The organism is Burkholderia sp. 572 (assembly GCF_040545135.1).
Lineage (GTDB): Bacteria > Pseudomonadota > Gammaproteobacteria > Burkholderiales > Burkholderiaceae > Burkholderia > Burkholderia cepacia.
Map to the genome: position 1 here is coordinate 149,743 of NZ_JBEPLH010000005.1, position 25,459 is coordinate 175,201.

A 25,459-nucleotide genomic window follows, 5' to 3' on the forward strand; every position below is an offset into this window, starting at 1 on the left:
GACAGGATTTCCCGATGCCTACACGCTTTCGCCGAGCCGCCGTCGCGATCGTCGCGTGCGCCGCCCTCGCGGGCGGGCTGCCGCGCGCCGCATTCGCGCTGACGGCTGCCGATACCGCCGCGCTCGCCGGCGACGACTTCGACGCGAAGACGGCCGCGGTCGAACGGCTCGCCGCCGATCCCGATCCGCGCGCCGTCGCGTTGCTCAACGCGCTGTCGAACGGCGACGCGCTCGCGACCGGCGACGGCCGCCTGCTGATCCAGTCCGGCGACACCGCACACGACGCGCTCTCGCAGGCCGCGACGCCGGCCGGCGACGCGCAGCCCGTGATGCTGAACAACCTGCTGCGCACGAAAATCGCGGGCGCGCTGTCGGGGCTCGCGCTCGCGTCGCCCGACGTCGCCGCGCGCCGCGACGCGATCGATGCGCTGCTGAAGTCGCCCGACCCGGCACTCAAGCCGATGATCGACCGAGCGCGCGCAAAGGAAACGGATCCCACGCTGAAGCGCCGCCTCGATGCATTGTGGGCGATCGCCGCGCTGCACGACGCCGATCCGGCGAAGCGCCTCGAAGCCGTGCAGGTGGTGGCCGCGCGCCGCGATCTCGACATGATCGAGCAGTTGCGCCCGCTCGTCGCGAAGAATGCCGACGGCAGCTACGCGGAGCCCGACGCGCGTGTGCGCGACGCCGCCCAGCAAGGGCTCGACGCATTGCACTCGCTGCAGCGCCGCGGCGAGATCGCGGGCACGCTGTTCGCGGGGCTGTCGCTCGGCAGCGTGCTGCTGCTCGCCGCGCTCGGCCTCGCGATCACGTACGGGCTGATCGGCGTGATCAACATGGCGCACGGCGAATTCCTGATGATCGGTGCGTACGCAACCTATGTCGTGCAGACGCTGATCCAGCGCTACGCACCCGGCGCGTTCGACTGGTATCCGCTCGTCGCCGTGCCGGTGTCGTTCGTGACGGCCGCGTTGGTCGGCATCGTGCTCGAACGGCTCGTGCTGCGGCACCTGTACGGCCGCCCGCTCGAGACCCTGCTCGCCACCTTCGGCGTGAGCCTGATCCTGATCCAGGCGACGCGGATGCTGTTCGGCGCGCAGAACGTGCAGGTCGTGAACCCGTCGTGGATGAGCGGCGGCGTGACGGTGATGCAGAACCTGATCCTGCCGTACAACCGCCTCGTGATCCTCGCGTTCGCGCTCGCGGTGGTGTTCGTCGCGTGGGCCGTGCTGACGAAGACGCGCCTTGGCCTGTTCGTGCGCGCCGTCACGCAGAACCGCCGGATGGCTGCGTGCGTCGGCGTGAAGACCGCACGCGTCGACGCGTACGCTTTCGCGTTCGGCGCCGGCATCGCGGGCCTCGGCGGCTGCGCGCTGTCGCAAATCGGCAATGTCGGCCCGGATCTCGGCCAGAACTACATCATCGATTCGTTCATGGCCGTCGTGCTCGGCGGCGTCGGGCAGATCGCCGGCACCGTGCTCGGCGGCTTCGGGCTCGGTCTCGTCAGCAAGGCGATCGAGCCGTTCTGGGGCGCCGTGCTCGCGAAGATCGCGGTGCTCGTGATGATCGTGCTGTTCATCCAGAAGCGTCCTCAGGGCATGTTCGCCCCGAAGGGCCGCAGCGCGGAGGCGTGACATGACTTCAATCACCGATTCGTTGTCGAAGCCGCTCGCCGACGCGCCGAAGCCCGCTGCCGCCGCCCGTGCGGAGAACGGTTTCGCGCTCGGCCTGCCGCCCCGCCCCGCGCTGCTGTCGCGCCGCGCGTGGCTCGCGCTGATCGCGCTGTGCATCGCGATCGGCATCGGCGTGCCGCTCGCCGCGCTGGTCGCGCCCGAGTCGAGCGCGTTCCATCTGTCCGCGTATGCGATGACGCTCGCCGGCAAGCTGATGTGCTACGCGATCGCCGCGCTCGCGCTCGATCTCGTGTGGGGCTACTGCGGCATCCTGAGCCTCGGCCACGGCCTCTTCTTCGCGCTCGGCGGTTATGCGATCGGCATGTACCTGATGCGCGAGATCGGCCGCGACGGCAAGTACGGCAGCGACCTGCCCGACTTCATGGTGTTCCTCGACTGGCACCAGCTGCCCTGGTACTGGAGCGGCACGCAGCATCTGGCCTGGGCGCTCGCGCTCGTCGTGCTCGTGCCGGCCGTGCTCGCCTGGGTGTTCGGCTTCTTCACGTTCCGCTCGCGCGTGAAAGGCGTGTACCTGTCGATCATCACGCAGGCGCTGACGTTCGCCGCGATGCTGCTGTTCTTTCGCAACGAGACGGGCTTCGGCGGCAACAACGGCTTCACCGACTTCAAGCGCATCGCGGGCTTCGCGATCACGTCGCCCGGTACGCGCACGGTGCTGTTGCTGCTGACGTTCGCGACGCTCGTGCTCGCGTTCATCGCCGCGCGCGCGATCGTCACCAGCAAGCTCGGGCGCGTGGTCACCGCGGTGCGCGACGGCGAGACGCGGCTGATGTTCCTCGGCTACAGCCCGCTCGCGTACAAGCTGTTCGTGTGGACCGTGTCGGCCGTTCTGTGCGGCATCGCGGGCGCGCTGTACGTGCCGCAGGTCGGCATCATCAATCCCGGCGAGATGTCGCCCGGCAACTCGATCGAGATGGCGATCTGGGTCGCGGTGGGCGGCCGCGGCACGCTGATCGGGCCGATCGTCGGCGCGTTCGCGGTGAACGGCGCGAAGAGCCTGTTTACCGCCTACTTCGCCGAATACTGGCTGTTCTTCCTCGGCCTGATCTTCGTGCTCGTGCCGCTGCTGCTGCCGCGCGGGATCATGGGCCTCGTCGAAACCGTGCTCGCGAAGGGGAAACGCGCATGAACGGAACGGCCCTCTACCAGTTCACGCCGCCGCCCGAGGACGAGCTGCTCGCCGTCAGCGGCACCGCATCGATGGGGCGCGTGGTGCCGCCGGGCATCGACACGTCGCACGGCACGATCCTCTACCTCGAGGATATCGAGGTGAGCTTCGACGGCTTCCGCGCGCTGAAGAAGCTGTCGCTCGCGATCGACGCGGGCGAGCTGCGCTGCGTGATCGGCCCGAACGGTGCGGGCAAGACGACGATGATGGACGTGATCACCGGCAAGACGCGCCCCGATGCGGGCAAGGTGTTTCTCGGCCAGACCATCGACCTCGCGCGAATGAACGAGCCGGAAATCGCGCGCGCGGGCATCGGCCGCAAGTTCCAGAAGCCGACCGTGTTCGAGCAGCATCCGGTGTGGGAAAACCTCGAACTCGCGATGCAGACCGACAAGGGCTGGCTCGCGTCGCTGCGCGCGCGGCTCGACCGCACCGCGCAGGCGAAGATCGAGGAGACGCTCGCGCTGATCGGCCTCGAAAGCGACGCGTATCGCGCGGCGGGCGAGCTGTCGCACGGGCAGAAGCAGCGGCTCGAGATCGGCATGCTGCTGATGCAGCGCCCTGCGCTGTTGCTGCTCGACGAACCGGCGGCCGGGATGACCGACCACGAGACGATGGAGCTCGCCGAGCTGCTGAACACGCTGCGCGGCACCTGCTCGATGATGGTCGTCGAGCACGACATGGAATTCGTCGCGGCGCTCGCCGGCGACACGGGCCGCGTGACGGTGATGGCCGAAGGCGCGGTCCTCGCGCAAGGCACCCTCGACCAGGTCAAGCGCGACGACGCGGTGATCGAGTCTTATCTCGGACGTTGATGCAATGCTGAAGATCGAAGCACTGAACCAGTACTACGGCGGCAGCCATATCCTGCGCAACGTGAGCCTCGCCGCCGACGACGGCAAGCTCACCGTCCTGCTCGGCCGCAACGGCGTCGGCAAGAGCACGCTGCTGCGCTGCCTGATGGGCGTCGTCGCCGCGAAAAGCGGCAGCGTGTCGTGGCGCGGCACCGCGCTCGGCGCGATGCCGCCGTATGCGCGCGTCGCGGCCGGGCTCGCGTACGTGCCGCAGGGCCGCGACATCTTTCCGCGGCTCACCGTCGAGGAGAACCTGCTCGTCGGCGCGGCGAGCCGGAAAGCACCGTCGAAGGTGCCCGACCGCATCTACGACCTGTTCCCGGTGCTGAAGGACATGCGCACGCGGCGCGGCGGCGACCTGTCGGGCGGCCAGCAGCAGCAGCTCGCGATCGGCCGCGCGCTGATGAGCGAACCGCAGCTGCTGATCCTCGACGAGCCGACCGAAGGCATCCAGCCGTCGATCATCCAGGATATCGGCCGCACGCTGCGCCAGCTCGTCGACGAAGCGAAGATGACCGTGCTGCTCGTCGAGCAGTATTACGACTTCGCCCAGTCGATCGCCGACCGCTACTGGGTGATGAGCCGCGGCGAGATCGTCGCTGGGGGTGATGCGCGGGACATGGAGACGAATGGCGTGCGCGAGTTGATCGCGGTGTGATGGACACCGGCTGGCCATCCTGCTGCCGGCAATCAGGTCTTTTTATTCAGACCCTTATTATTCGAGCGTTGAATATTTTCGGATTATCAAATAAGCAGTGCATTTCTCGCATGCAGTCAACGTGTCAGCCGGATCATCTCCTTCCCGAGGCGTGGCTTGAGGCATGACGGGATCCGGTGAATCTGGCGCGATAGCGTTATAAAATTGCAGATAATCAAACATACTCTGTATATACTGCAATCAGACAACGCTCTGATCACGCCACGATGAGCAATAAAACAGTCCAGCGGTTGATGCAGGAGACCCTGCGCGGTTACCCCATCGATTCTGAAATGCTTCGAAACATGGGCGTGAGCGCGGCTTTGGCGTCACATATGGTCAAGTCCGGCTGGCTGCAACGCCTTTCGAAAGGTACCTACCTGCTGACCGGCGACACGCCCTCTCGGGACGGCATCATCGCGCATCTTGGCCGACGCGTCCCCGGCATCCACGTCGGCGGCAAAACAGCCCTCGCCTGGCAAGGCGTTCGCCACAACATCGCATTCAAAGAGAAAGTCATTCTCTGGGGCCCGAGACCCTATCGCATCCCCTCATGGGTCGCGGAGCACATGCACTACACGTACCAGACCACTGCGTTGTTCGACGAATCGTTGCCCTATTCGTTCGGGCTGACGCAGCTTCCCGCCGGGGGACCCGACGTGCTTGTTTCCGTGCCGGAGCGAGCCATACTGGAGCTTGCAAGCGACATCGGAAAGGGACAATCATTAGAGGAAGCATCCAACCTGGTGATCGGATTGCGCAACCTGCGCGTCAAAACGCTGGACGTACTTCTACATCACTGTACGAGCGTGAAGGTAGTACGACTGGTGCGGGACCTTGGACAAGGTGCGGATTTTCCGTGGGCACGAGAACTCCAGAAGCACGTCAACCGTCTCGGCGAAGGCACGCGATGGTCGAACAAGATGAAAAACGGCAAGCGACTCACACTCAAACCGTGATGAACCAGACCTACGTAGACACCGTCCGGCTGATGCTCTCGATTGCACCGATCGTCTTCGACACGCCGCGCTTCGCGATGAAGGGCGGTACCGCACTCAACCTCTTTCTCCATGACATGCCACGTCTGTCGGTCGATATCGATGTCGTGTTCACCGATCGAGGCCTGAACCGCGAAGAAGCGCTCGATGCGATCGACCAGGAGCTGGATCGAACCCGGAAGCAAATCGAGGCCGAGGGACATGCGACGGAGTTCTCGGCCGCCTCGTCGTCCGGGAAAGCGAAGGGCGACGACGTGAAGCTCGTCGTCATTTCCGGCGCGACCGCCGTCAAGGTCGAGGTCAACTACATATTCCGGGGCACATTACTCGACCCCGTGCGGCGCCTCCTCACGAAGCAAGCCGAGGACACCTTCAGCACCAGCGTCGAAGTCCCGACGCTTCACGACGCGGAGCTCTATGGCAGCAAGCTGGTGGCCGCATTGGACCGCCAGCATCCGCGCGATCTTTTCGACGTGATGCATATGTATGCGCACCACGGGTTGCGCCCGGATATCGTGGATGCGTTCGTGGGCTATCTGTCCGGGCATAACAGGCCGATTCACGAAGTGTTGTTTGGACCGAAGCACTCGATGGCAGAGGCCTATGACTCCGATTTCGTCGGCATGACGGTCGAACCCGTCGACCTGGCGGTGCTCGAAACAACTCAAGAACGGCTCCATCGGGAACTACCCGCATCGCTCACGGAGAATCATCGTCGATTCCTGATATCGCTGGTCCGGGCCGAGCCGGACTGGTCCTTGATGCCATACGCGCATCTGCGCGAGTTGCCGGCCCTGAGATGGAAGCTCATCAACCTCGAGAATCTCAAAAAGAAAAAGCCGGAGGTGTTCGCACAGCAGGAGTCGGCGCTCCGCGAGAAATTCGCCGCGCTGGACAGCGAACACGCGTCAGCCGACACGGAGACCGACACCATGCCACCGAGCCAGGCGTAAACGCGCCAGCAGCGTGCCACCATTCTCGCGTCGCGTGGGCCCGTCGCACTGCTCTGACGCTCCACGGCATGGCGCGCCATCGGACATGTACGGCCATGCTTGTCACGCAGAAGATTGGGGATTCGACCCAACCCGGCGCTTTCAATGAAAGCCGCATCTGCATTATTGTTCCGGTAGCATCCACGTTCTTCGCACCCGCTTCCTCGTTTCCCGTTCGCCGCCGATGTCCGCCCCCGATTCGCATGCCCCGCTGTCCCGCCCCGCCGTCGCCAAGTCGTGGCGCGGCCGCCTCGAACTCGGCTTCGAGCGGCACGGCGTACGCACGACGCTCGCCCACCGGCTGCACGACGGCCCGTTGCGCGTGCAGCGGCCGCTGTATCCGGAAGGCGACGCGATCTGCCATGCGGTGATCGTCCACCCGCCGGGCGGCGTCGCGGGCGGCGACCGGCTCGACATCGACATCGCGCTCGGCAGCGGCACGCACGCGGTGCTGACGACGCCCGGCGCGACCAAGTGGTACAAGTCGAACGGCCTCGACGCGACGCAGCGCATCGGCGTCACGGTCGGCGACCACGCGAAACTCGACTGGCTGCCGCAGAACAACCTGTTCTTCGACGCGGCGCATGCGTCGCTCGCTTTCACGGTGACGCTCGGCACGGGCGCAAGCGCGATCGGCTGGGACGCGACGCAGCTCGGCCGGCAAGCAGCCGGCGAAACCTGGTCGGCCGGCCGCATCGTGTCGAGCGCGGCGCTCGTCGATGCCGACGGTCGGCCGCTGTGGACCGAACGCGCGCTGCTCGACGCGCACGATCCGCTGCGCGGTGCGCTGCAGGGCCTCGCCGGCTTTCCGGTATACGGCACGTTGTGGGCCGCCGGTGCCGCATGCGACGCCGCGCTCGCCGAATCGCTCGCGGCGCGGATGCCGTTCGATGCCACGCTGCGCGCGAGCGCGACCTGCGTGACGCCCGGCGTCGTGCTGGTGCGCGCGCTGTCGACGTCGATGGAAGCGCTGCAACGCCACTTCACCGACTGCTGGCTGCATCTGCGGCCGATCGTGCACGGCGTCGACGCACGGCCGCTGCGCCTCTGGCAAACCTGAGCACGGTCGCGCCACGCACCGTTTCGATGCAGCGCCGCGGCCGGCGCTGCACGTTGCCCATGCATCGCGCACCAGAAGCGCGCATCGCGCCGCGTTCCATGCACATGGCACGCGCCTTGCTGCTTACATAACCGATACACGACGCACGCAAAACGGCGCGGTGCTACGATGACCCGCGCGTCCGCCCCGTCGCCCACGCACCGATAAAAATTACGTTTTACTGAACGTTTGCCTTCATGAAACTGACTCCCCGAGAGAAGGACAAGCTGCTGATCTTCACGGCGGCGCTGCTGGCCGAGCGCCGTCGCGCACGCGGCCTGAAGCTCAACTATCCGGAGGCAGTCGCCTTCATCACCGCCGCGCTGATGGAAGCCGCGCGCGACGGCAGGACGGTCGCCGAGGTGATGCATTACGGCACGACGCTGCTCACGCGCGACGACGTGATGGACGGCGTGCCGGAGATGATTCCCGACATCCAGGTCGAGGCGACCTTCCCCGACGGCACGAAGCTCGTGACCGTCCATCACCCGATTCCGTGAGGCCCCGCATGATCCCCGGCGAAATCCTCACCGACGACGGCGAACACGAACTGAACGCAGGCCGCGCGACGCTCGCGCTCGTCGTCGCGAACACCGGCGACCGCCCGGTGCAGGTCGGCTCGCACTACCACTTCTTCGAAGTCAACGACGCGCTGTCGTTCGATCGCGCGGCCGCGCGCGGCTTCCGCCTGAACATCGCGGCCGGCACCGCCGTGCGCTTCGAGCCGGGCCAGACGCGCACCGTCGAGCTGGTCGCACTCGCGGGCGATCGTGCCGTCTACGGTTTTCAGGGCAAGGTGATGGGGCCGCTGTAAGCCGCGCCCCGCTCTTCAGGAACAGCACATGACATTACGCTTGAGCCGCCGCGCGTACGCGGAAATGTTCGGGCCGACGACGGGCGACCGCGTCCGGCTGGCCGATACCGAACTGCTGATCGAGATCGAACGCGATTACACGACCTACGGCGAGGAAGTGAAATTCGGCGGCGGGAAGGTGATCCGCGACGGGATGGGCCAGTCGCAGCGCGTGGCCGCCGACGTGCCCGACACGATCATCACGAACGCGGTGATCCTCGATCACTGGGGCATCGTGAAGGCCGACATCGCGATCAAGCACGGCCGCATCGCCGCGATCGGCAAGGCCGGCAATCCCGACATCCAGCCGGGCGTGACGATCGCGATCGGCGCGGCCACCGAGGTGATCGCCGGCGAAGGGCTGATCGTGACGGCCGGCGGCATCGACACGCACATCCACTTCATCAGCCCGCAGCAGATCGACGAGGCGCTCGCGTCGGGCGTGACGACGATGCTCGGCGGCGGCACCGGCCCCGCCACCGGCACCAACGCGACGACCTGCACGCCGGGCCCGTGGCACATGGAGCGGATGCTGCAGGCCGCCGACGGCTGGCCGATCAACCTCGGCTTCCTCGGCAAGGGCAACGCGAGCCTGCCGCAGCCGCTCGTCGAGCAGATCGCGGCCGGCGCGATCGGGCTGAAGCTGCACGAGGACTGGGGCACGACACCCGCCGCAATCGACAACTGCCTGTCGGTGGCCGACGACACCGACACGCAGGTCGCGATCCACACCGACACGCTGAACGAAGGCGGCTTCGTCGAATCGACGGTCGCCGCGTTCAAGGGCCGTACGATCCACACGTACCACACCGAAGGCGCGGGCGGCGGCCATGCGCCCGACATCCTGAAGGTGTGCGGCGAGTCGAACGTGCTGCCGTCGTCGACCAACCCGACGCGCCCGTACACGATCAACACGCTCGACGAGCATCTCGACATGCTGATGGTGTGCCATCACCTCGATCCGTCGATCGCCGAGGATCTCGCGTTCGCCGAATCGCGGATCCGCCGCGAGACGATCGCGGCCGAGGACATCCTGCACGATCTCGGCGCGCTGTCGATGCTGTCGTCCGACTCGCAGGCGATGGGCCGCGTCGGCGAAGTGATCATCCGCACCTGGCAGACCGCGCACAAGATGAAGGTGCAGCGCGGCGCGCTGCCGGAAGACGGCGCACGCAACGACAACTTCCGCGCGAAGCGCTACGTCGCGAAGTACACGATCAACCCGGCGCTCACGCACGGCATCGCGCACGAAGTCGGTTCGATCGAACCCGGCAAGTGGGCCGACCTCGTGCTGTGGGAGCCGGCGTTCTTCGGGATCAAGCCGACGATGATCCTGAAGGGCGGGATGATCGCCATGGCGCAGATGGGCGACCCGAACGCGTCGATCCCGACGCCGCAGCCGGTCCACTATCGCGAGATGTTCGCGACGCGCGGCGGTGCGCTCGCGCGCACGTCGCTGACCTTCGTGTCGCAGATGGCGGCCGATGCCGGTATCGCGGAACGCTACGGCCTCGCGAAGCGGATCGTGCCCGTGCGCAACTGCCGCAACGTGACGAAGGCCGACATGATCCACAACGCATGGCGCCCGTCGATCAGCGTCGATCCCGAAACCTACGACGTGATCGCCGACGGCCAGCTGCTCACCTGCGAGCCGGCCACGGTGCTGCCGATGGCGCAGCGTTATTTCCTGTTCTGATTGCCGGTTTCCGGTTCCTGTTTCATGCGCACCCTCGACAAACGTATCGCCCCGAACGTGAAACTCGCCGCGTCGCTCGTCGCGCGCGCGCCGACGCTCACGCTCGCCTATGACGCCCGCTGCAAGAGCCGCCTCGCGGCGACGCTCGACACCGGCGAAGATGTCGCCGTGCTGCTGCCGCGCGGCACGATCCTGCGCGACGGCGACGTGCTCGTCGCCGACGACGGCGCGCTCGTGCGCATCGCCGCGGCCGCCGAAACCGTGCTGCGCGTGCGCGCCGCCGATCCGCTCACGCTGATGCGTGCCGCGTACCACCTCGGCAACCGTCATACGCCGGTCGAGATCGGCGACGGCTACCTGAAGCTCGAGGCCGACCCGGTGCTCGCGGACATGCTGCGCCGGCTCGGCACGCAGGTCGAGGAAACGCAAGCGCCGTTCCAGCCGGAAGCCGGCGCGTACGGCGGCGGACACAAGCACGGGCACGATGCGACGTTCGCCGAGGATTACGCGCTCGCGCAGCAGGTGTTCGGCGAGCATCACGGCCACTCGCACTCGCACTCGCACGATCACGATCACGATCACGATCACGATCACGATCACGATCACGATCACGATCATCAGCATGGTCCCGGATGCACGCACGGCCACGGCCATGACCACCACTGAACTCGTCGCGCTGCTGCATCTCGCGTCGCCGGCGCTGCCGATCGGCGCGTACAGCTATTCGCAGGGCCTCGAAGCCGCGCTCGACGCGAACCTGATCCACGACGCCGATTCCGCGCGCGACTGGATCGCCAGCGGCCTGACCGACGTGCTCGCGCACGGCGAGCTGCCGTTCCTCGCGCACCAGCTCGCACGCTGGCACGCGCACGACACGCACGCGCTCGTCGCCGAAAATGCATGGTTCGTCGCGAGCCGCGAATCGGCGGAACTGCGCCGCGAGACCGAACAGATGGGCTGGTCGCTCGCGCAACTGTGCGCGTCGCTCGAATGGGGCGATGCCGCGCGCCGCGCGACGCTCGCGGCGATGTCGCCGATCGCGCTGCCGACAGCGTTCGCCTACGCGGCCGCCGCGCACGACGCGAGCGCCGACGCCGTGCTCGCCGCGTACGCATTCGGCTGGGTCGAGAACCAGACGTCCGCCGCGCTGAAGGCCGTGCCGCTCGGCCAGCTCGCCGGGCAACGCATCATCGTCGCGCTGCGCGGCGCGATCGACGCGGCCGTACGCCGCGCGCTCGCGACGCCGCCCGACGCCGTCAACACGTTCGCGCCGCAGCTCGGCATCCTGTCCGCACGGCACGAAACCCAGTATTCGCGGTTGTTCCGCTCCTGAACACGACACACGCCATGAACGCACCCGCTCCGTCCCCCGCCCGCCGCACGAAGAAACTGCCGCCGCTGCGCGTCGGCATCGGCGGCCCCGTCGGCTCCGGCAAGACCACGCTGCTCGAAATGCTGTGCAAGGCGATGCGCGAGCGCTACGACCTCGTCGCGATCACCAACGACATCTATACGAAGGAAGACCAGCGGCTGCTGACGGTTGCCGGCGCGCTGCCCGAGGAGCGCATCATGGGCGTCGAGACGGGCGGCTGCCCGCACACGGCGATCCGCGAGGATGCGTCGATCAACCTCGAGGCCGTCGACCGGATGCTGTCGCGCTTTCCCGACGCCGACATCGTGTTCATCGAATCGGGCGGCGACAATCTCGCGGCGACCTTCAGCCCCGAGCTGTCGGACCTGACGATCTACGTGATCGACGTCGCGGGCGGCGAGAAGATTCCGCGCAAGGGCGGCCCCGGCATCACGAAGTCCGACCTGCTCGTGATCAACAAGACGGACCTCGCGCCGCTGGTCGGCGCGAACCTCGACGTGATGGCGTCCGACACGAAGAAGATGCGCGGCGAGCGGCCCTACGTGATGACGAACCTGAAGGCGCTCGAAGGCGTCGCGGACGTGATCGCGTTCATCGAGAAGAAGGGTTTGCTGACGGTGTGAGCGGCGTGGCGGCGCCCTGCGACGCCGCCACGCGTGCCGGGGCGGCATCGCGCCGCCCGCCGTCTATGCTTCGTCGGCAGCGTCCTGCACGCCCGGCAGCGCATGCGCGCCGGCTTCGGCGGGCGGCAGCAGTGCCGCGAGCACGTCGACCGTGCGCGCGGTCGCGCCGCGGTGACGGGCAGCGAACGCCGCGCCGGCCGCACCCATCGCGATGCGCCGCGCGTTGTCGGCAAACAGCGCGTCGAGCACGTGCGCGAGATCGAGCGGATCCTCGACCTGCAGTGCCGCGCCGGCCGCGACCGCGTCGGCGGTCGCCTGCGTGAAGTTGAATACGTGCTTCCCGATCAGTACCGGCACGCCGACCGCGCACGCTTCGATCAGGTTCTGTCCGCCGAGCGGCAGCAGGCTGCCGCCGATGAACGCGATGTCGGCGGCCGCGTAATACGCGCCGAGCTCGCCCATCGAATCGCCGAGCAGCACCGTCACGTCGTCCGGCAGCGGCTCGGCGGCCGGACGGCCGGCCGCGAGTGCCGCCGCGTCGGCCGCCCATGCGGAGCGTCGCACGCACTTGAACCCGTTGCGCCCGACGAGCGCCTCGACCTCGGCGAAACGTTGCGGATGACGCGGCACGAGCACCAGCAGCGCGCCGGGCGTACGCATCGCGGCGAACGCCTGCAGCACCAGCGCCTCCTCGTTCTCGCGCGTGCTCGCGGCGACCCACACCGGCCGCGCGCCGATCGCGTCGCGCCACGCATGGCCGCGCGCCGCCAGTTCCGGCGGCGTCGTCATGTCGAACTTCAGGTTGCCGAGCACCGTCACGTTGCGCGCGCCGAGCGACGTCAGCCGCTCCGCATCGGCCGGGCTCTGCGCGAGCACGCGCGAGAAGCCGCCGAACACGTCGCGCGTCGCCGCGCCGAACTTCGCCGCGCGCCGGAACGAACGCGCGGACATCCGCGCATTGGTCAGCACCAGCGGCACGTCCGCGCGGCGGCACTCGTCGATCAGCGTGGGCCACACCTCGGTTTCCATCACGAGGCCGAGCGTCGGCCGCCACGCACGCAGGAAGCGTCGCACCGCGCCGGGCATGTCGTACGGCAGGTAACAGCGCAGCACGCGATCGCCGAAGATCTGTTCGCCGGTCGCGCGGCCGCTCGGCGTCATGTGCGTGAGCAGGATGCGCGCATCGGGACGCGCGCGCATCAGCGCGTCGATCAGCGGCTGCGCGGCGCGCGTCTCGCCGACCGACACCGCATGCACCCAGATCAGCGGCGCGCGGTCGTCGCGCGAGCGGCCCGCCACGTGGCCGAAACGTTCGGCGATGTGCTCGCGATAGCCGCGCTCCTTGCGCGAGCGCAAGTAGAGCCGGATGACCGCGGCCGGCGCGACGAGCCACCACAGCGCGCGATAGATCACCCGCAGCATGCAGCGGCCCTCGTGTTGCTTCGGAGAAGAGGCGCGCTCAAACCAGCGCCCTGCCCTTCAGGCGTTCGAGAATGCCGAGCGGCGCGCATTCGCGGCGAACCATCGCGTCGACCGGCAGGAAGAACGTCTGTTCGAGCATGAACTGGCCGGACATCACAGCGTGCGAAGTCTGATCCGAGAAACATATCCACACGCAACCCGGCGGAAACGGCATCGTCTCCTGCGGGCTGGTCTTCTGGTAGTCGAGATCGGCCTTCATGCTGTCGTGCAGGTTCAGCATCAGGTGGTCGTACGCGCTGCGCGGCGACTTCGTCACGTGCAGCAGGTTCAGCAGCCACGCGGCGCCCGGCAGCTGCGGCTTGATGCGCGGCAGGAAGCGCTTCGCGACATCCTCGAACGGCTCGCCGACGCGCCACACGCGCGGCACGCCGGCCGGGTTCACGTTCGTGAACACGCGCAGGATGCGCTCGCCGTAGTTGGGCCGCGACGGGAACGCGTCGACGTGCAGCCGGCTGTCGTCCTTGCGCCAGGATGTCTGGCGCGTCTCGACCTGCATCAGCCGCAGGCTCGTCGGCGCGACGCGCAGCTTGCCGCGGTATTCGGGAAACAGGCCGTCGACGAGCGTGCCGGCCTGCTGCTGGAAACGCGCGACGAGCGCGCGCACCGCCGACTGCGTGACGCTGTCGCCGAGCACGCCGGCGAGCGCGCCGCCGTTCGGCGCGAGGCTGATGTTCTTGCGTTTCGGGTCGGCGAGCGCCGGATCGAGCAGCGCTTCCTCGCCGCCTTCGATCGCGAAGCGTAGGTGCGGAAAATACAGCACCTTGCCTTCCTCGACGGCGGCCAGCAGCTGCTCGCGCGGCGCCGACAGGTTGTGTCCGCTCCAGTCGGCGGACGGGACTTCGATGATCTGGGATTCGCTCATGATCGGTTCGCTTGGGTTCGCGCGGGTGCGTGCGGGTTCGTGCGTATGGCGCGGGCGTTACAGGAGACCGAAGCCCGCGAGCGCCGACTTCACCTGCGCGATCGACGGGGGTTGCCCCGCCGTGCCGAGATTGACGACGTTCGGCGACCAGTAGCCGCCGGTCCGCCAGGCCGTCGCGAAATTGTACAGTTCGACCGTCGGACGCTTCAGCGCCGCCGCGATGTGAACCAGACCTGTGTCAACCCCGACGGTGGCGGCCGCGCCGTCGATCAGGCCGACCACGGCCGGCAGCGACAGCTTCGGCGGCACGATCGCCGCCGCGCCGAATTCCTTCGCGAGCCGCTCGCTGGTCGCGCGCTCCGCGTCGTTGCCCCACGGCAGCACGAGCGATGCGCCGCGCCGCACGAGCGCCTGGCCGAGCTCGATCCACGCGGCATCCGGCCACTGCTTGTCGGCACGCGACGTCGCGTGGACGAACACCACGTACGGCACCGGCAGGTTCAGGCCGAGCGCGGCCACCGCGAGCGCCGCCGCGCGCGTATCGAGGCCGAAGTCGACCGGATCGGCCGGCGTCGGCGCCGGGTCGCCCAGCGCGGCCGCGACGAGTTGCCGCGAGCGCTCGACGACGTGCGTGCGCGGCGCGATCGGCACCCGCTTGCGGTAAAAGAAACGCACGGGCCACTCGTAGCCGGCGCCGTCGGTGCGGTTGCCGAGCCCGACGAGCGGGCCGCGCGCCCAGCTCGCGACCCAGGCCGTCTTGATGAGACCCTGGCAATCGATCACGAGGTCGTACTGCTCGGCCGCGAGGCGCTGGCGGAACGCGCGGATCTCGCGCCACGTGGCGCCCGAGAACGGCTTCTTGCGCCAGCGCCGCAACGAAAACGGCAGCACGTTGCGCACGCCGTCGACGAGCTTCACAAGGTCGACGAAGCTTTCCTCGACGAGCCAGTCGATCTGCGCATCGGGGTGGCGGCGCCGGATATCGGCGATCACCGGCATGTTGTGCACGACGTCGCCCAGCGACGACACGCGCACGATCAGGATCTTTTGCACGCTGAAAAAACGCCGGCTGGCAGCCGGCGACAGGCATAAAGACGCGATTTTATCGCGCCCGGGGGGCCGATCAGGCGAAAAACTGAGGTCGGACTGAATTAGTGGCAGTCAACCGGTTCACGAGCAGTTGATAGCCCAACGCACAGTGTTACGACGCGCGCTCGGTGTGGCGAATCAGACCTGCTGGTGGCCTGCGAATCGCGACAGCGCGAAACAAGGCCTGCGTGACCAGATGTTTCGTCAGCCGTTCGCTCATCGCGTAACTGGCGATTTCACCGCGGTGCAGGTACCTCTGGCCGGCAGGACACAACCAACCCTCATCGATCACAAAAGAGGTGACGTCACCACACCAGACTTGATTGGGCACCGTCACCGAGACATCCTGGTTCAGCGGATTCGACGCGACAGGCAGGTCGTGCTTCGAATTCGTCGTGGCCTTGATCCGGCGCTTCTGCTTGCAGCGCTATCCTGATTTTCTGCGCAGCCTCCTGACCCGGTGCAAGCCGATTCGCACGCCACGTTCCTCCAGATGTCGCCGCAGGCGCTCCGGCCTGAAACTTTCCCGGATTCGCCGGTGGACCGTGAGCACCTCCGCTTCCTTGGCGAGGTTCCTACATGGTGGCCGCTCATCGGTACCCCCGGCACTCGGCACATTGGCGGCACGGGGTAGTCTCGTCGCATTTGTTCAATCCGCACCTCACCTCGACGCCTTCGCGAAGTACGTCGCGAACCTTTTGAGGAGGGCGCGCTCCGTTCTGACCTCGACCAGCCAACGCTTGGCCTGTGCCAGCTCGGCCTCCATTTCTGTCAGTGGCTTCCGGTGTCGGTCGACGACATCTTTCAGCTTGCCGGCCTTCGTCGCCCCCGCCCCCGGTTTGCCAGCATCTTGATCTGACCCTCACCATCTCCTGCCCCGTTTCGCCGCTCCTCGCGCGGCAAGGATCCGCAGGGTTCCAGTCGATAGTTTTGTGTCATCCGCAAGTGATAAACTCCGCGAACCTTTCGTAATACATCGTAACGTTTTTAATACGTCGTAATATTAAAGGCGCTCGCCGAGCCTGGTTCCTCGTCGCTCGATTCATCTAACCCTGTTTCTCTAACACTCGCGGTCACATGTTCGTAGTATTCGATAATGTTGCAAGCAGATTGCTGCTGGTCGGTTCGGTGCTCATTCTCGCGGCGTGCGGCCACGGTACCGACGAGGAACCACATGGGACGCCCGCTCCGCCCGTCGCCATGCCGGTGCCCGCGCCAGGATCCGACCCTGCGGATGTCCTCGTCTACGGTGCGACGCCGGGCGGTATATCCGCGGCACTGGAAGCCGCGAAACTGAAAAAGCGGGTCGTCATTCTGGAACCGACGAAACACGTCGGTGGGATGACGACGAGCGGGATCGGCGTGACAGACGCCTATCCCCAGGATCGTCTATGGGCAATGGGCGGTTTCGCGCATCGTTTCGTCGACGCGGTAAACACGCGCTACGGGAAGACCTGGACGATGGGCGGCATATTTCACGAGCCGCATGTCGCCGAGAGCATTCTGCTGCAGATGCTTGCCGACGCCCCGTCCGTTTCCGTCGAATACGGTGCCGAACTGGCGAGCGTTCAAACCGATAATCACGAGATCAAGGTCGTCCAGACGAGCAACGGACATAGTTACGCGGCGAAGATGTTCATCGATGCGAGCTACGAAGGCGATTTGCTCGAGAAGGCCGGCGTCGACCATACGCTCGGGCGCGAAGCGAAATCACAATATGGCGAACCCCTCGCCGGCGTTGGCCCCATTTCCATCAAGGACGGCGCGCGCGTGGATCCCTACGTTGTGCCAGGTCAACCGAACAGCGGATTGCTTCCGCATGTGGCGCCCAACAATCTCGGCGCACCGGGCACGGCAGACTCGGCCGTGCAGGCATATGGCTATCGGCTTTGCCTCACTGCGGATAAGGGAAACCAGATTCCCGTCGTCAAACCGGCCAACTACGATCCCAAGGAATTCGAACTGCTGGGGCGCGTCGCCCTGGCTCACCCGGAAATCGTCAAGACGTTCAACTACATCGCGAACGTTCCGATTCCTAACAACAAGTTCGACGTCAATAGCCTCGGCCTGCTATCTACGGACGAGATCGAGGGAAGCGCGGAGTATGCCAATGCGAATGCGAACGGTCGTCGCCAAATCGAGGCGGAGCACAAGCGTTATACGCTGGCGCTCCTGACGTTTCTCGCGACGGATCCCCGCATTCCGCCAAACGTACGCGATGACGTTCGCTCGTGGGGATTCTGCAAGGACGAGTTCCAGGATAACGGCGGGTTCCCATGGCGTCTTTATGTACGGGAAAGTCGCCGGATGATCGGTAGCTATGTGATGACACAGCACGATCTGTACACGGAAACCAGGATCCCGGATCCCATCGGTCTTGGTGCATTCCCAATCGATCAGCATACGGTCAATCGCATTGCGGTAGACGGACAGGTCGGTACCGAAGGTGCCATTTGGCAGCCGCTGCCGCGTCCGTACCCGATCTCGTATCGATCGATCGTCCCCAAGTACAGCGAGATCCGGAATTTGCTCGTGCCGGTTGCACTGTCCGCGTCGCACGTCGCGTATTCATCGATACGCGTCGAGCCGACATTCATGATTACCGGTCAGGCGGCTGGAGCCGCCGCAGCGCTCGCCATAGATTCGCGAAGCAGTGTTCAAAACATCGACTATGCAAAGCTGTCCGCGACACTGGTGAGCGAAGGCGCGGTGTTGGCGAACAGATAACGCCGACGGGACAGCATGGCTGCTTGTACTTTCTGAGGTTCCCGATGGAATTCTTGGTCGCCTTCACTGACTCAACCGAGAAAGTAGTCGACCTTGAACAATCCTTGAAGGCATATACAGCAAGGCTGCAAGGTCGAGACGATACGGGAGTTGCAGTGAACGGGCATATTGGCGCGTAAAACCTGCAACTCTTTACAAGGCGACTACAAGGACGTTGCCATCGACGGCAAACTCGATCGGAGCCGGCTCAAGGGCGCGCTGGGTGACGCGATCCACGCAGTGCCGTGCGGCGCCAAGCACAACCTGCGGATGGTCCTGCGCAAGCTGATCCACGATGGACGTCTTACGCTGCCCAGTTTCCGCCAGACACATTAAATTCACCTGGTGCCTGATTGGCTCATGCTCGGTGCGCCGCCAGACACGACGCCACCTTTTGCGCGAACCACATTTCTGCAAGGGTCAACTATCTGCCTGTTCAAGTATTCGAGCGCCGCCGATAAAGCCACGGCCAAGGGGAGCGTGAACCAGAACAACGTCCAGCCAGTTGCCTTCGTAGAAAGAAGGAGCTGGATGGCGAAGGCAGCCTGATAGTGGATGAGATAGATCGGATAAGACAGACCTCCGATATTTCGATCAATCCATCTGAAATAGCGCCCTTCCGTCGCGGATGCGATGAAGAAGAATGCCACCGCGAATCCCGCCAGATTCAGGTAGTAAGGGATTCCTGCGGCATCGAGCGGGAGGAAATGCAGCGCGCATATAAATCCTGCGTACAGGAGCGTAGCGGTAACCGAGGCATACGTAGTGACGGAAGCCCGACATGCCTTGACTGCGAAATAGAGGCATATTCCGATGCCGTACGGAAGTGCAGCCGCAGGTATCGCATATATCCGCTCGTTCACGTCATGAGCCATCGCAACATGGAACAACACGCCGACAAGCAGGCACAGCACGCCGGTTTTGATGTTGCGCGCAGCACCCAATGCGAGCACCACGTACATGGCAAATTCAACGGCTAGCGCCCATGCCGGCGGCACGACGTGCGATACGCTCGGCTTGCCGGGCAGGGGGAAATCCGGGCGCCAGTACCAGTTCATGGCCAAGCAAGCCCACGATCGCAGCGAATCGGGCAGCAGAAAATTTCGGTGATATGCCTCCGCAAGCGTGGGCTCAAGGGCAATCAGCAAGACCGACATGCCAGCTGCAATCCAGTACATCGGATAGAGCCTCAGGAAGCGGTTCAGGAAGAATCGAAAGAATCCCGATGACCCGAACCCATAATTGCGATGGAGCGTTGCGGTCATCAGATAGCCACTGATCACGAAGAACGTCGACACAGCATAGGTTGCCGTGAGATCAGTCCATCGCCCAAGATGGGCGGCCATGACGATCAGCGCTAGAAAAGTGCGGAGTGCTCCGAGCATGTTGACGGGTCGAATCGGGAAGGGGCGCAATCGCATGTTGCGGGTTGCGCCAATTTTCTCACATCGCGAATCGCCTCTGGTTCGCTCGTAGTGCGCTGATCACAATCGGCCGCAGAACCGTTTCGGCATACCGTCTCGTTCGGTTGCGTGCAGGATCTCGAGACGTGGCCGTATCAAGGGGCCCGATCAGACACTGGCGAGCGGCGGGATGCTTACGCCGATTTTCTCCCCGCCGGACATTTGGTTTCGTAAATTAATTACGCCCAGCGAATCGCCTCGCTGCAAGCTTTAGCCTAAGGTCGAGGTTATATAACTTCCGTCGAATTTGATTCTTGACCAGCCGTAGGCCACCCTCTTTCCAGATTTTCTCGGACGGCAGGTTGAGATTGTGCGGCCTCCGGATTCGCTGGGCCGGCTTCTCGATGATCATGAACTGATCATCCCCCCGGTCGGACAATTCGTAGTTTGAGTTCCTCATGAACTCTTCAACCGGACTGAAATCCCATAAATGCCACACAAACTCGGCGTTATGTTCAACGACCTCAAATCCGGCATATTCAACGATCTGACGCATTTCGTGTTTCGTGAATTCACGGAAGTGCCAGTCATACATCAATGGCGCTTGTTGCATCATCGCCCGCTGAATTGCCCATAGGCTGGTCGCATTCGGAGTTGAGATTAGCGCACGCCCCCCAACTCGAAGAACCCTGTAGACCTCATCGAGGAAAAAGAATATTCCGTTCAGCGTCGTAGCCTGCCGATAAGAAATGTCCGAAATATGCTCGATGACTTCGGTACAGATTACGTTGTCGACTGAATTATCGGCAAAAGGAAGCGGATCATATCGCAGATCGCTTTCGGTACCGCGGACGGTTGAGCCTGGAAAGAACGACCATATCACTTTGGAGCTCAAGTATTCGAGGCTACCGATTTCGACACAATACCCTCGGTGAAGCTCGAACGCTTTCATGTATTCGACCGTCAGCGCGAAACGCCTCGTATCGAAATGAAGACCTCCGCCGCCGACGCCAAGACGTCGGCCCTCCTCGTCGACGCGCCTCGTCGCTTCGGTGATTGTCTCCTGATTTATATATGGCGAATCAAACCTCATTCCTGCGGCAATGGTTTCCATATGTCAATGCTCTGTTGACAGCTGGTGGGAATGTTCGGTCAGGACATTGTATAGCATCCTCCGCTATTTCCGGATTGCACCAACCAACGCAGTGATGATAGGGCGCAAACTCGTCTCTACGTTAGCCGCCTTATCGGCATATTCCACGGATGAGTCAGATATTCGGAATAGCCATGAACGCCAGCCCGGGAGCCTTTAGGCTCGTCGAATACACAGATTTTCCCGTATTTGCGCGCTATCTGGCCCGCTTGGATTCTGGATCCGATATGAACCTATATAAATGAAGTCGATGATTTGGGTGTGCATCCGACAGGCGAAGCTGCACTCGACTACCCAATGTCTGGGCAGCAACACGAAACGCGAAGCTGTCCGGGATCATTGCACTGGGTTGAGCTTTGCATTCATCGCACACGCGCAGCTGTTCTCGCAGGTCACGCACCATCTGAAGCAAGGTTCGTAACACGCTCCGGCGTGAGCTGACGTTCGCCGACACCGAGCAAGCAGCCAAGGCCGCATGCAACCCGGTGCCACCGGCGCAGCGTTCACAGCAAGCGCAAGACAAGGTGGTCAACCGCAACGCCCGTCCACCGCTTCTCCACGCTGATGGCTGAGCTGGGCGGCAGCGTGCGCCACATCTGTCGCCCCCCGGACCGGGCGCCGACCTTCGACATTGCCACCACGCCCAACGCAACGCACTCGATCTGATCAGGCAGGCCTGGCCGTAGACAGAAACCGGGACCTCAAAATCACATCGAATGCTTGCGGCACAAGGACAAACCCGCCCCGCTGCGACTGGAATTGCAGTCTAGCCGCACACAGTGCGAAAAGCGGCCTCACGCGATGCGCGTGCGCCGCTTTTCGGACCCAGCCCTGAGGGCGTTTAGCACCAATGGCGGCCGCGCCGCCACCGGCACTCAGAACGGCAGCTTGACGTCCGGCTTCGCGGCCGTCAGCACGCGGCGGAAGTCTTCCTGGATGCGCTCGAGCCCTTCCTGCGTCTCGGCCTCGAAACGCATCACGACGACCGGCGTCGTGTTCGACGAACGCGCGAGGCCGAAGCCGTCCGGGTACTCGACACGCAGGCCGTCGATCGTCACGACTTCCTCGGCGCCGTCGAACTTCGCCTCCTTCTGCAGCTTGTCGATCAGGCGGAAGTTCTCGCCTTCGTCGAGCCAGAGCTGCAGCTCGGGCGTGCTCATCGCGTCCGGCAGGCTGTTGAGCAGCGCGCTCGGGTCGGCCGTCTTCGCGAGGATCTCGAGCAGGCGTGCGCCCGTGTAGAGGCCGTCGTCGAAGCCGTACCAGCGATCCTTGAAGAACACGTGGCCGCTCATTTCACCGGCGAGCGGCGCACCCGTCTCGCGCAGCTTCGCCTTCACGAGCGAGTGGCCCGTCTTCCACATCAGCGGCTCGCCGCCCTTCGCTTTCACCCATTGCGCGAGATGGCGCGTGCACTTCACGTCGTAGATGATCTGCGCGCCCGGGTTGCGCGACAGCACTTCTTCCGCGAACAGCATCAGTTGGCGGTCCGGATAGATGATCTGGCCGTCCTTCGTGACGACGCCCAGGCGGTCGCCGTCGCCGTCGAACGCGAAGCCGATCTCGGCGTCGGTGTCCTTGAGCGCCTGGATCACGTCCTGCAGGTTTTCCGGGTGGGCGGGATCGGGGTGGTGGTTCGGGAACGTGCCGTCGATGTCGGTAAAGCGCTCGACGAGCTCGCAGCCGAGCGCCTTGAACAGGCGCGTCGCGAGCGGGCCGGCCACGCCGTTGCCGGCGTCGACGACGAGCTTCATCGGACGGGCCGGCTTGATGTCGCCGACGATGCGCGCGATGTATTGGTCGGCCACGTCAAACTGTTCGTACGAGCCGCTGCCCGTTTCGAAGCGCTCGTCGACGATGCGGCGGTATAGCGCCTGGATCTGCTCGCCGTAGATCGCGGCGCCGCGCAGCACCATCTTGAAGCCGTTGTAGTCGGGCGGGTTGTGGCTGCCCGTGACGACGATGCACGAATCGACGCGGCGCTCGCCGCCCTTCAGCGCGAGCGGCACGTTCGCCGCGAAATAGCCGACCGGCGTGGGCACCATGCCGACGTCGACGACGTCGACGCCCGCCGCACGCAGGCCGTCGGCAAGCGCGCCGACGAGCTCCGGCCCGGACAGGCGGCCGTCGCGCGCGACGACGACCGCATCGCCGCCCTGCGCACGCACTTCGCTGCCGAATGCGCGGCCGATCCCGCGCGCCGTGTCGGTGTCGAGCGTCTTGCCGACCACGCCACGGATGTCATATGCCTTGAAGATGGATTGGGAGATCATCGATTCACTTCTCTCAGTTGCGTGCATGGAAAATTGTCTGGCTTGCCTGGCCGCCGCTCGCCGGTGCCGCGCATGATACATGCCCGCCCGGCGAGGAGCGCACCCGCTGGCGCAGAACGGCGGAAGCCACCCCGATCCCACTTATAATCGCGGGTTTTGATGACGCGCATGCCGCCCATTTTAATGCCTAGCCGTCCCGCCGCCGCCGACCTGCAGCCTTCGGGCGCCCTGCCGGCCCCCTTGCGCGCACGCCGCCACAGCGCATGCTGAAGCGCTTCGGCAACCCGGACGTCGCGAAGGCCGTCGCGAATCTCGTCTGGCTGGGGCTCGAACGGCTCACGCAGATCGGCGTCGCGATCGCGATCAGCGGCCTGCTGGCCCGTTATTTCGGGCCGGATGTGTTCGGCAAATGGCAGTATGCGAATACGCTCCTCCTGGTACTGGCGCCGCTCACCTGGGTGTGCGGCGCGGAAATCCTCGTCCCGACCATCGTCCAGCGCCCGCCCGCCCAGCTCGGCGCGGTACTCGGCAGCGCATTCGCGCTGCGCATCGCCGTCTCCGCCGCCGCACTCGTCGCGACCTGGATCGCGATAGCCGCGGGCGCCTTCGATCCGCTGGTCGGCGCGATGCTCGCGGGCCTGGCGGTCACGATGGTGTTCCGCGAGCCGTTCGTCGGCGTCATCAACGCGTGGCTGCAGAGCATGACCTACAGCAAGCCGCAGCTCGTCACCAGCATGGTCACCGCGCTGGCGAAGGCGCTGCTCGTCTGGCTGCTCGTCCGTGCGGCCGCGGGCCCGGCCCGCTTCGCATGGCTGTGGGCGCTCGAGGCCGCCGCCATCGGTTTCGCGCTGATGCTGTACTACCGGCATCGTAACGGCGGCTCGCTCGGCTGGACGTTCGACAAGCCGCTGTTCAGGCACTTTGCGACGGCCGGCACCGTGTTCTGGCTCGGCCTCATCTGCATGTACCTGTTCCTGAAGCTCGACCGCCTGATGCTCGAGCGTCACGTGTCGTTCGCCGATCTCGGCCGCTACTCGGCCGCGCAGCAGCTCAACGAGAACTGGATCACGCTCGCGCTGATGCTCGCGCAAACGATCGCGCCCGCCTTCGTCTATCGCGTGCAGGACGTCGCGCGGCTGCGCCGCAACATCGTCCGGCTGATCGCGATGACGGCCTGCCTGATGACGGCCGGCGCGCTCGTGCTCGACGCCGCCGCCCCGCTGATCGTCGGCAAGGTGTTCGGCCGCGGCTACGAGGCGTCGGTCGACATCTTCCGCTGGGCGGTCTGGCTGTCGGTGCCGGCCGGCATCGAGGCGATAGGCAATCTTATCGTTCTCAAATATCAAGCAAAATTCGTGTTGCTGTCGAAATGGCTGCTCGCGCTCGCGATCGCCGCGCTCGTCAACCTGTTCGCGATCCCGCGGCTCGGCCTGTACGGCGCGCTCGTCGGGCTGGCGGCCGGCTATCTGGCCGCCGCCGCCGTCAATTTTTATTACATCCGTTTCAAGCTGCGACCATGACGTCCCCTGATTGCCCGACCCCGCTCGACGACGTGGCCGTGCTGATGCCGGCCTACAACGGGCACGACGACGTCGTCCGGACCCTCGCATCGTTTCGCGAGGACGCGCCCGTGCACGTGCTGGTCGTCGATGACGGCAGCACGCCGCCGATCGTCGCGCCCGACCTGCCCGGCCTCACGATCGACGTGCTGCGCATGCCGGAGAACGGCGGCATCGAGCGCGCGCTCGCGGCCGGCATCGACGCGCTCGCCGCACGCGGCTTCCGCTTCGCGGCGCGCATCGACGCGGGCGATCTCGCTGCGCCGCAGCGCCTCGCGAAGGAGCGCGCGTATCTCGGCGCCCACCCGCGCGTGGCCTGCGTCGGCATGTGGACGCAGGTCGTGTCGCGCGCCGGCGAACCGCGCTTCATGCTGACGCCGCCCGCCGATCCGCGCACGCTGCGCCGCACGCGCTTTCTGCGCTCGCCGCTCGTGCATCCGTCGGTCATGCTGCGCATCGACGCCGTGCGCGAAGTGGGGAACTATCGTGCGAAATACCGTGCGGCCGAGGATCTCGATCTTTTTTTGCGGTTAATGCAACGCTACGATTGCGCGAACCTGCCGGAACTCGGCCTCTATTACGAACTGAACGAGGGCGGGATCAGTGCGACCAAGCGCCGGCGCCAGCTGGTGTCGACGCTCACGCTGCTGTTGAGCCACTTCAACGCGCTGAACCCGTACGACTGGGCCGGCCTCGCCAAGAACCTGCTGCATTTCGTGACGCCGTACCGTACGTTGCAGCGGATCAAGCAGACGCTGTTCGCCGCTCGGCCGTCCGCCTGACGCGCAGCCGGCGTTTTCGGCCATTTCGACGCTTTATTTTTTCTTTT

General features: G+C 65.2%; 23 protein-coding genes and 1 pseudogene. 17 read left to right on the forward strand and 7 right to left on the reverse strand.

From position 1 onward, the window contains the following. Positions 1-14 precede the first annotated feature (14 nt). From urtB to ureG, 13 genes are all read left to right on the forward strand, one after another. Positions 15-1,634 (forward strand): urea ABC transporter permease subunit UrtB, encoded by a 1,620-nt coding sequence (gene urtB / locus ABIC51_RS11650; RefSeq protein ID WP_027788160.1) that lies wholly within the window; start codon positions 15-17, stop codon positions 1,632-1,634. Position 1,635: 1 nt separating this feature from the next. Continuing rightward, a complete protein-coding gene (urtC, locus tag ABIC51_RS11655; protein WP_021161913.1) occupies positions 1,636-2,823 on the forward strand; it encodes an urea ABC transporter permease subunit UrtC in 1,188 nt (395 codons plus the stop codon). Beyond that, positions 2,820-3,677, forward strand: a complete 858-nt coding sequence (gene urtD, locus ABIC51_RS11660; protein WP_027788161.1) for an urea ABC transporter ATP-binding protein UrtD — start codon at positions 2,820-2,822, stop codon at positions 3,675-3,677. The genes urtC and urtD overlap by 4 nt, the downstream gene beginning before the upstream one ends. 4 nt (positions 3,678-3,681) lie before the next feature. After that, complete coding sequence (gene urtE / locus ABIC51_RS11665; protein ID WP_111940358.1) at positions 3,682-4,374, forward strand: urea ABC transporter ATP-binding subunit UrtE; 693 nt, start codon at positions 3,682-3,684, stop codon at positions 4,372-4,374. Between the two features lie 266 nt (positions 4,375-4,640). Next, positions 4,641-5,372, forward strand: a complete 732-nt coding sequence (locus ABIC51_RS11670) for a type IV toxin-antitoxin system AbiEi family antitoxin domain-containing protein (protein WP_124545230.1) — start codon at positions 4,641-4,643, stop codon at positions 5,370-5,372. After that, on the forward strand, positions 5,372-6,364 hold the full coding sequence (locus ABIC51_RS11675; protein WP_048024230.1) for a nucleotidyl transferase AbiEii/AbiGii toxin family protein: 993 nt from the start codon (positions 5,372-5,374) through the stop codon (positions 6,362-6,364). The genes ABIC51_RS11670 and ABIC51_RS11675 overlap by 1 nt, the downstream gene beginning before the upstream one ends. A gap of 223 nt (positions 6,365-6,587) precedes the next feature. Continuing rightward, positions 6,588-7,463 (forward strand): urease accessory protein UreD, encoded by an 876-nt coding sequence (locus tag ABIC51_RS11680; protein ID WP_354006487.1) that lies wholly within the window; start codon positions 6,588-6,590, stop codon positions 7,461-7,463. Between the two features lie 236 nt (positions 7,464-7,699). Next, complete coding sequence (locus tag ABIC51_RS11685; protein ID WP_006491064.1) at positions 7,700-8,002, forward strand: urease subunit gamma; 303 nt, start codon at positions 7,700-7,702, stop codon at positions 8,000-8,002. An 8-nt stretch (positions 8,003-8,010) separates the two neighbouring features. Beyond that, on the forward strand, positions 8,011-8,316 hold the full coding sequence (locus ABIC51_RS11690; RefSeq protein WP_021161917.1) for an urease subunit beta: 306 nt from the start codon (positions 8,011-8,013) through the stop codon (positions 8,314-8,316). A gap of 28 nt (positions 8,317-8,344) precedes the next feature. Next, on the forward strand, positions 8,345-10,051 hold the full coding sequence (gene ureC / locus ABIC51_RS11695; protein WP_175862083.1) for an urease subunit alpha: 1,707 nt from the start codon (positions 8,345-8,347) through the stop codon (positions 10,049-10,051). A 24-nt stretch (positions 10,052-10,075) separates the two neighbouring features. Next, positions 10,076-10,717 carry an urease accessory protein UreE gene (ureE, locus tag ABIC51_RS11700; RefSeq protein ID WP_059709737.1) on the forward strand — a complete coding sequence of 214 codons (642 nt, stop codon included), beginning with the start codon at positions 10,076-10,078 and terminating at the stop codon, positions 10,715-10,717. After that, positions 10,704-11,384: an urease accessory protein UreF gene (locus ABIC51_RS11705; protein ID WP_042976674.1), complete on the forward strand. Its 681-nt coding sequence runs from the start codon at positions 10,704-10,706 to the stop codon at positions 11,382-11,384. Before ureE ends, ABIC51_RS11705 begins: the two co-directional genes overlap by 14 nt. A gap of 14 nt (positions 11,385-11,398) precedes the next feature. Further along, positions 11,399-12,046, forward strand: coding sequence for an urease accessory protein UreG (gene ureG / locus ABIC51_RS11710; RefSeq protein ID WP_027788168.1), 648 nt, complete (start codon positions 11,399-11,401; stop codon positions 12,044-12,046). Positions 12,047-12,109: 63 nt separating this feature from the next. Here ureG and waaA read toward each other — a convergent pair whose 3' ends face one another. The 4 genes and pseudogenes from waaA to ABIC51_RS11730 all read right to left on the reverse strand — a co-directional run. Further along, complete coding sequence (waaA, locus tag ABIC51_RS11715; RefSeq protein ID WP_354006488.1) at positions 12,110-13,468, reverse strand: lipid IV(A) 3-deoxy-D-manno-octulosonic acid transferase; 1,359 nt, start codon at positions 13,466-13,468, stop codon at positions 12,110-12,112. Between the two features lie 37 nt (positions 13,469-13,505). Next, positions 13,506-14,390, reverse strand: a complete 885-nt coding sequence (kdoO, locus tag ABIC51_RS11720) for a Kdo hydroxylase KdoO (protein WP_021161704.1) — start codon at positions 14,388-14,390, stop codon at positions 13,506-13,508. 57 nt (positions 14,391-14,447) lie between these two features. Continuing rightward, a complete protein-coding gene (waaC, locus tag ABIC51_RS11725; protein ID WP_021161705.1) occupies positions 14,448-15,443 on the reverse strand; it encodes a lipopolysaccharide heptosyltransferase I in 996 nt (331 codons plus the stop codon). Positions 15,444-15,594: 151 nt separating this feature from the next. After that, a pseudogene (locus ABIC51_RS11730) lies at positions 15,595-16,305 on the reverse strand (transposase family protein); the annotation flags it as partial. A gap of 251 nt (positions 16,306-16,556) precedes the next feature. On the opposite strand from ABIC51_RS11730, the gene ABIC51_RS11735 reads away from it, so the two are divergent. Further along, a complete protein-coding gene (locus ABIC51_RS11735) occupies positions 16,557-18,206 on the forward strand; it encodes an FAD-dependent oxidoreductase (RefSeq protein WP_175897877.1) in 1,650 nt (549 codons plus the stop codon). A gap of 168 nt (positions 18,207-18,374) precedes the next feature. After that, the gene (locus tag ABIC51_RS11740; protein WP_080982151.1) at positions 18,375-18,581 is read left to right on the forward strand and encodes a hypothetical protein; all 207 of its coding nucleotides are present in this window, start codon (positions 18,375-18,377) and stop codon (positions 18,579-18,581) included. A 2-nt stretch (positions 18,582-18,583) separates the two neighbouring features. Here ABIC51_RS11740 and ABIC51_RS11745 read toward each other — a convergent pair whose 3' ends face one another. The 3 genes from ABIC51_RS11745 to ABIC51_RS11755 all read right to left on the reverse strand — a co-directional run bounded on the left by ABIC51_RS11745 (position 18,584) and on the right by ABIC51_RS11755 (position 23,071). Further along, the gene (locus ABIC51_RS11745; RefSeq protein WP_175862080.1) at positions 18,584-19,630 is read right to left on the reverse strand and encodes an acyltransferase family protein; all 1,047 of its coding nucleotides are present in this window, start codon (positions 19,628-19,630) and stop codon (positions 18,584-18,586) included. A gap of 253 nt (positions 19,631-19,883) precedes the next feature. Further along, positions 19,884-20,762, reverse strand: coding sequence for a class I SAM-dependent methyltransferase (locus tag ABIC51_RS11750; protein ID WP_059695942.1), 879 nt, complete (start codon positions 20,760-20,762; stop codon positions 19,884-19,886). Between the two features lie 914 nt (positions 20,763-21,676). Next, a complete protein-coding gene (locus ABIC51_RS11755) occupies positions 21,677-23,071 on the reverse strand; it encodes a phosphomannomutase/phosphoglucomutase (RefSeq protein WP_059695944.1) in 1,395 nt (464 codons plus the stop codon). 263 nt (positions 23,072-23,334) lie between these two features. Here ABIC51_RS11755 and ABIC51_RS11760 point away from each other — a divergent pair, with 263 nt between their 5' ends. Continuing rightward, positions 23,335-24,591 (forward strand): lipopolysaccharide biosynthesis protein, encoded by a 1,257-nt coding sequence (locus ABIC51_RS11760; RefSeq protein WP_027788175.1) that lies wholly within the window; start codon positions 23,335-23,337, stop codon positions 24,589-24,591. Then, positions 24,588-25,412 carry a glycosyltransferase gene (locus tag ABIC51_RS11765; RefSeq protein WP_060193859.1) on the forward strand — a complete coding sequence of 275 codons (825 nt, stop codon included), beginning with the start codon at positions 24,588-24,590 and terminating at the stop codon, positions 25,410-25,412. Before ABIC51_RS11760 ends, ABIC51_RS11765 begins: the two co-directional genes overlap by 4 nt. The last annotated feature ends 47 nt before the right edge of the window (positions 25,413-25,459 follow it).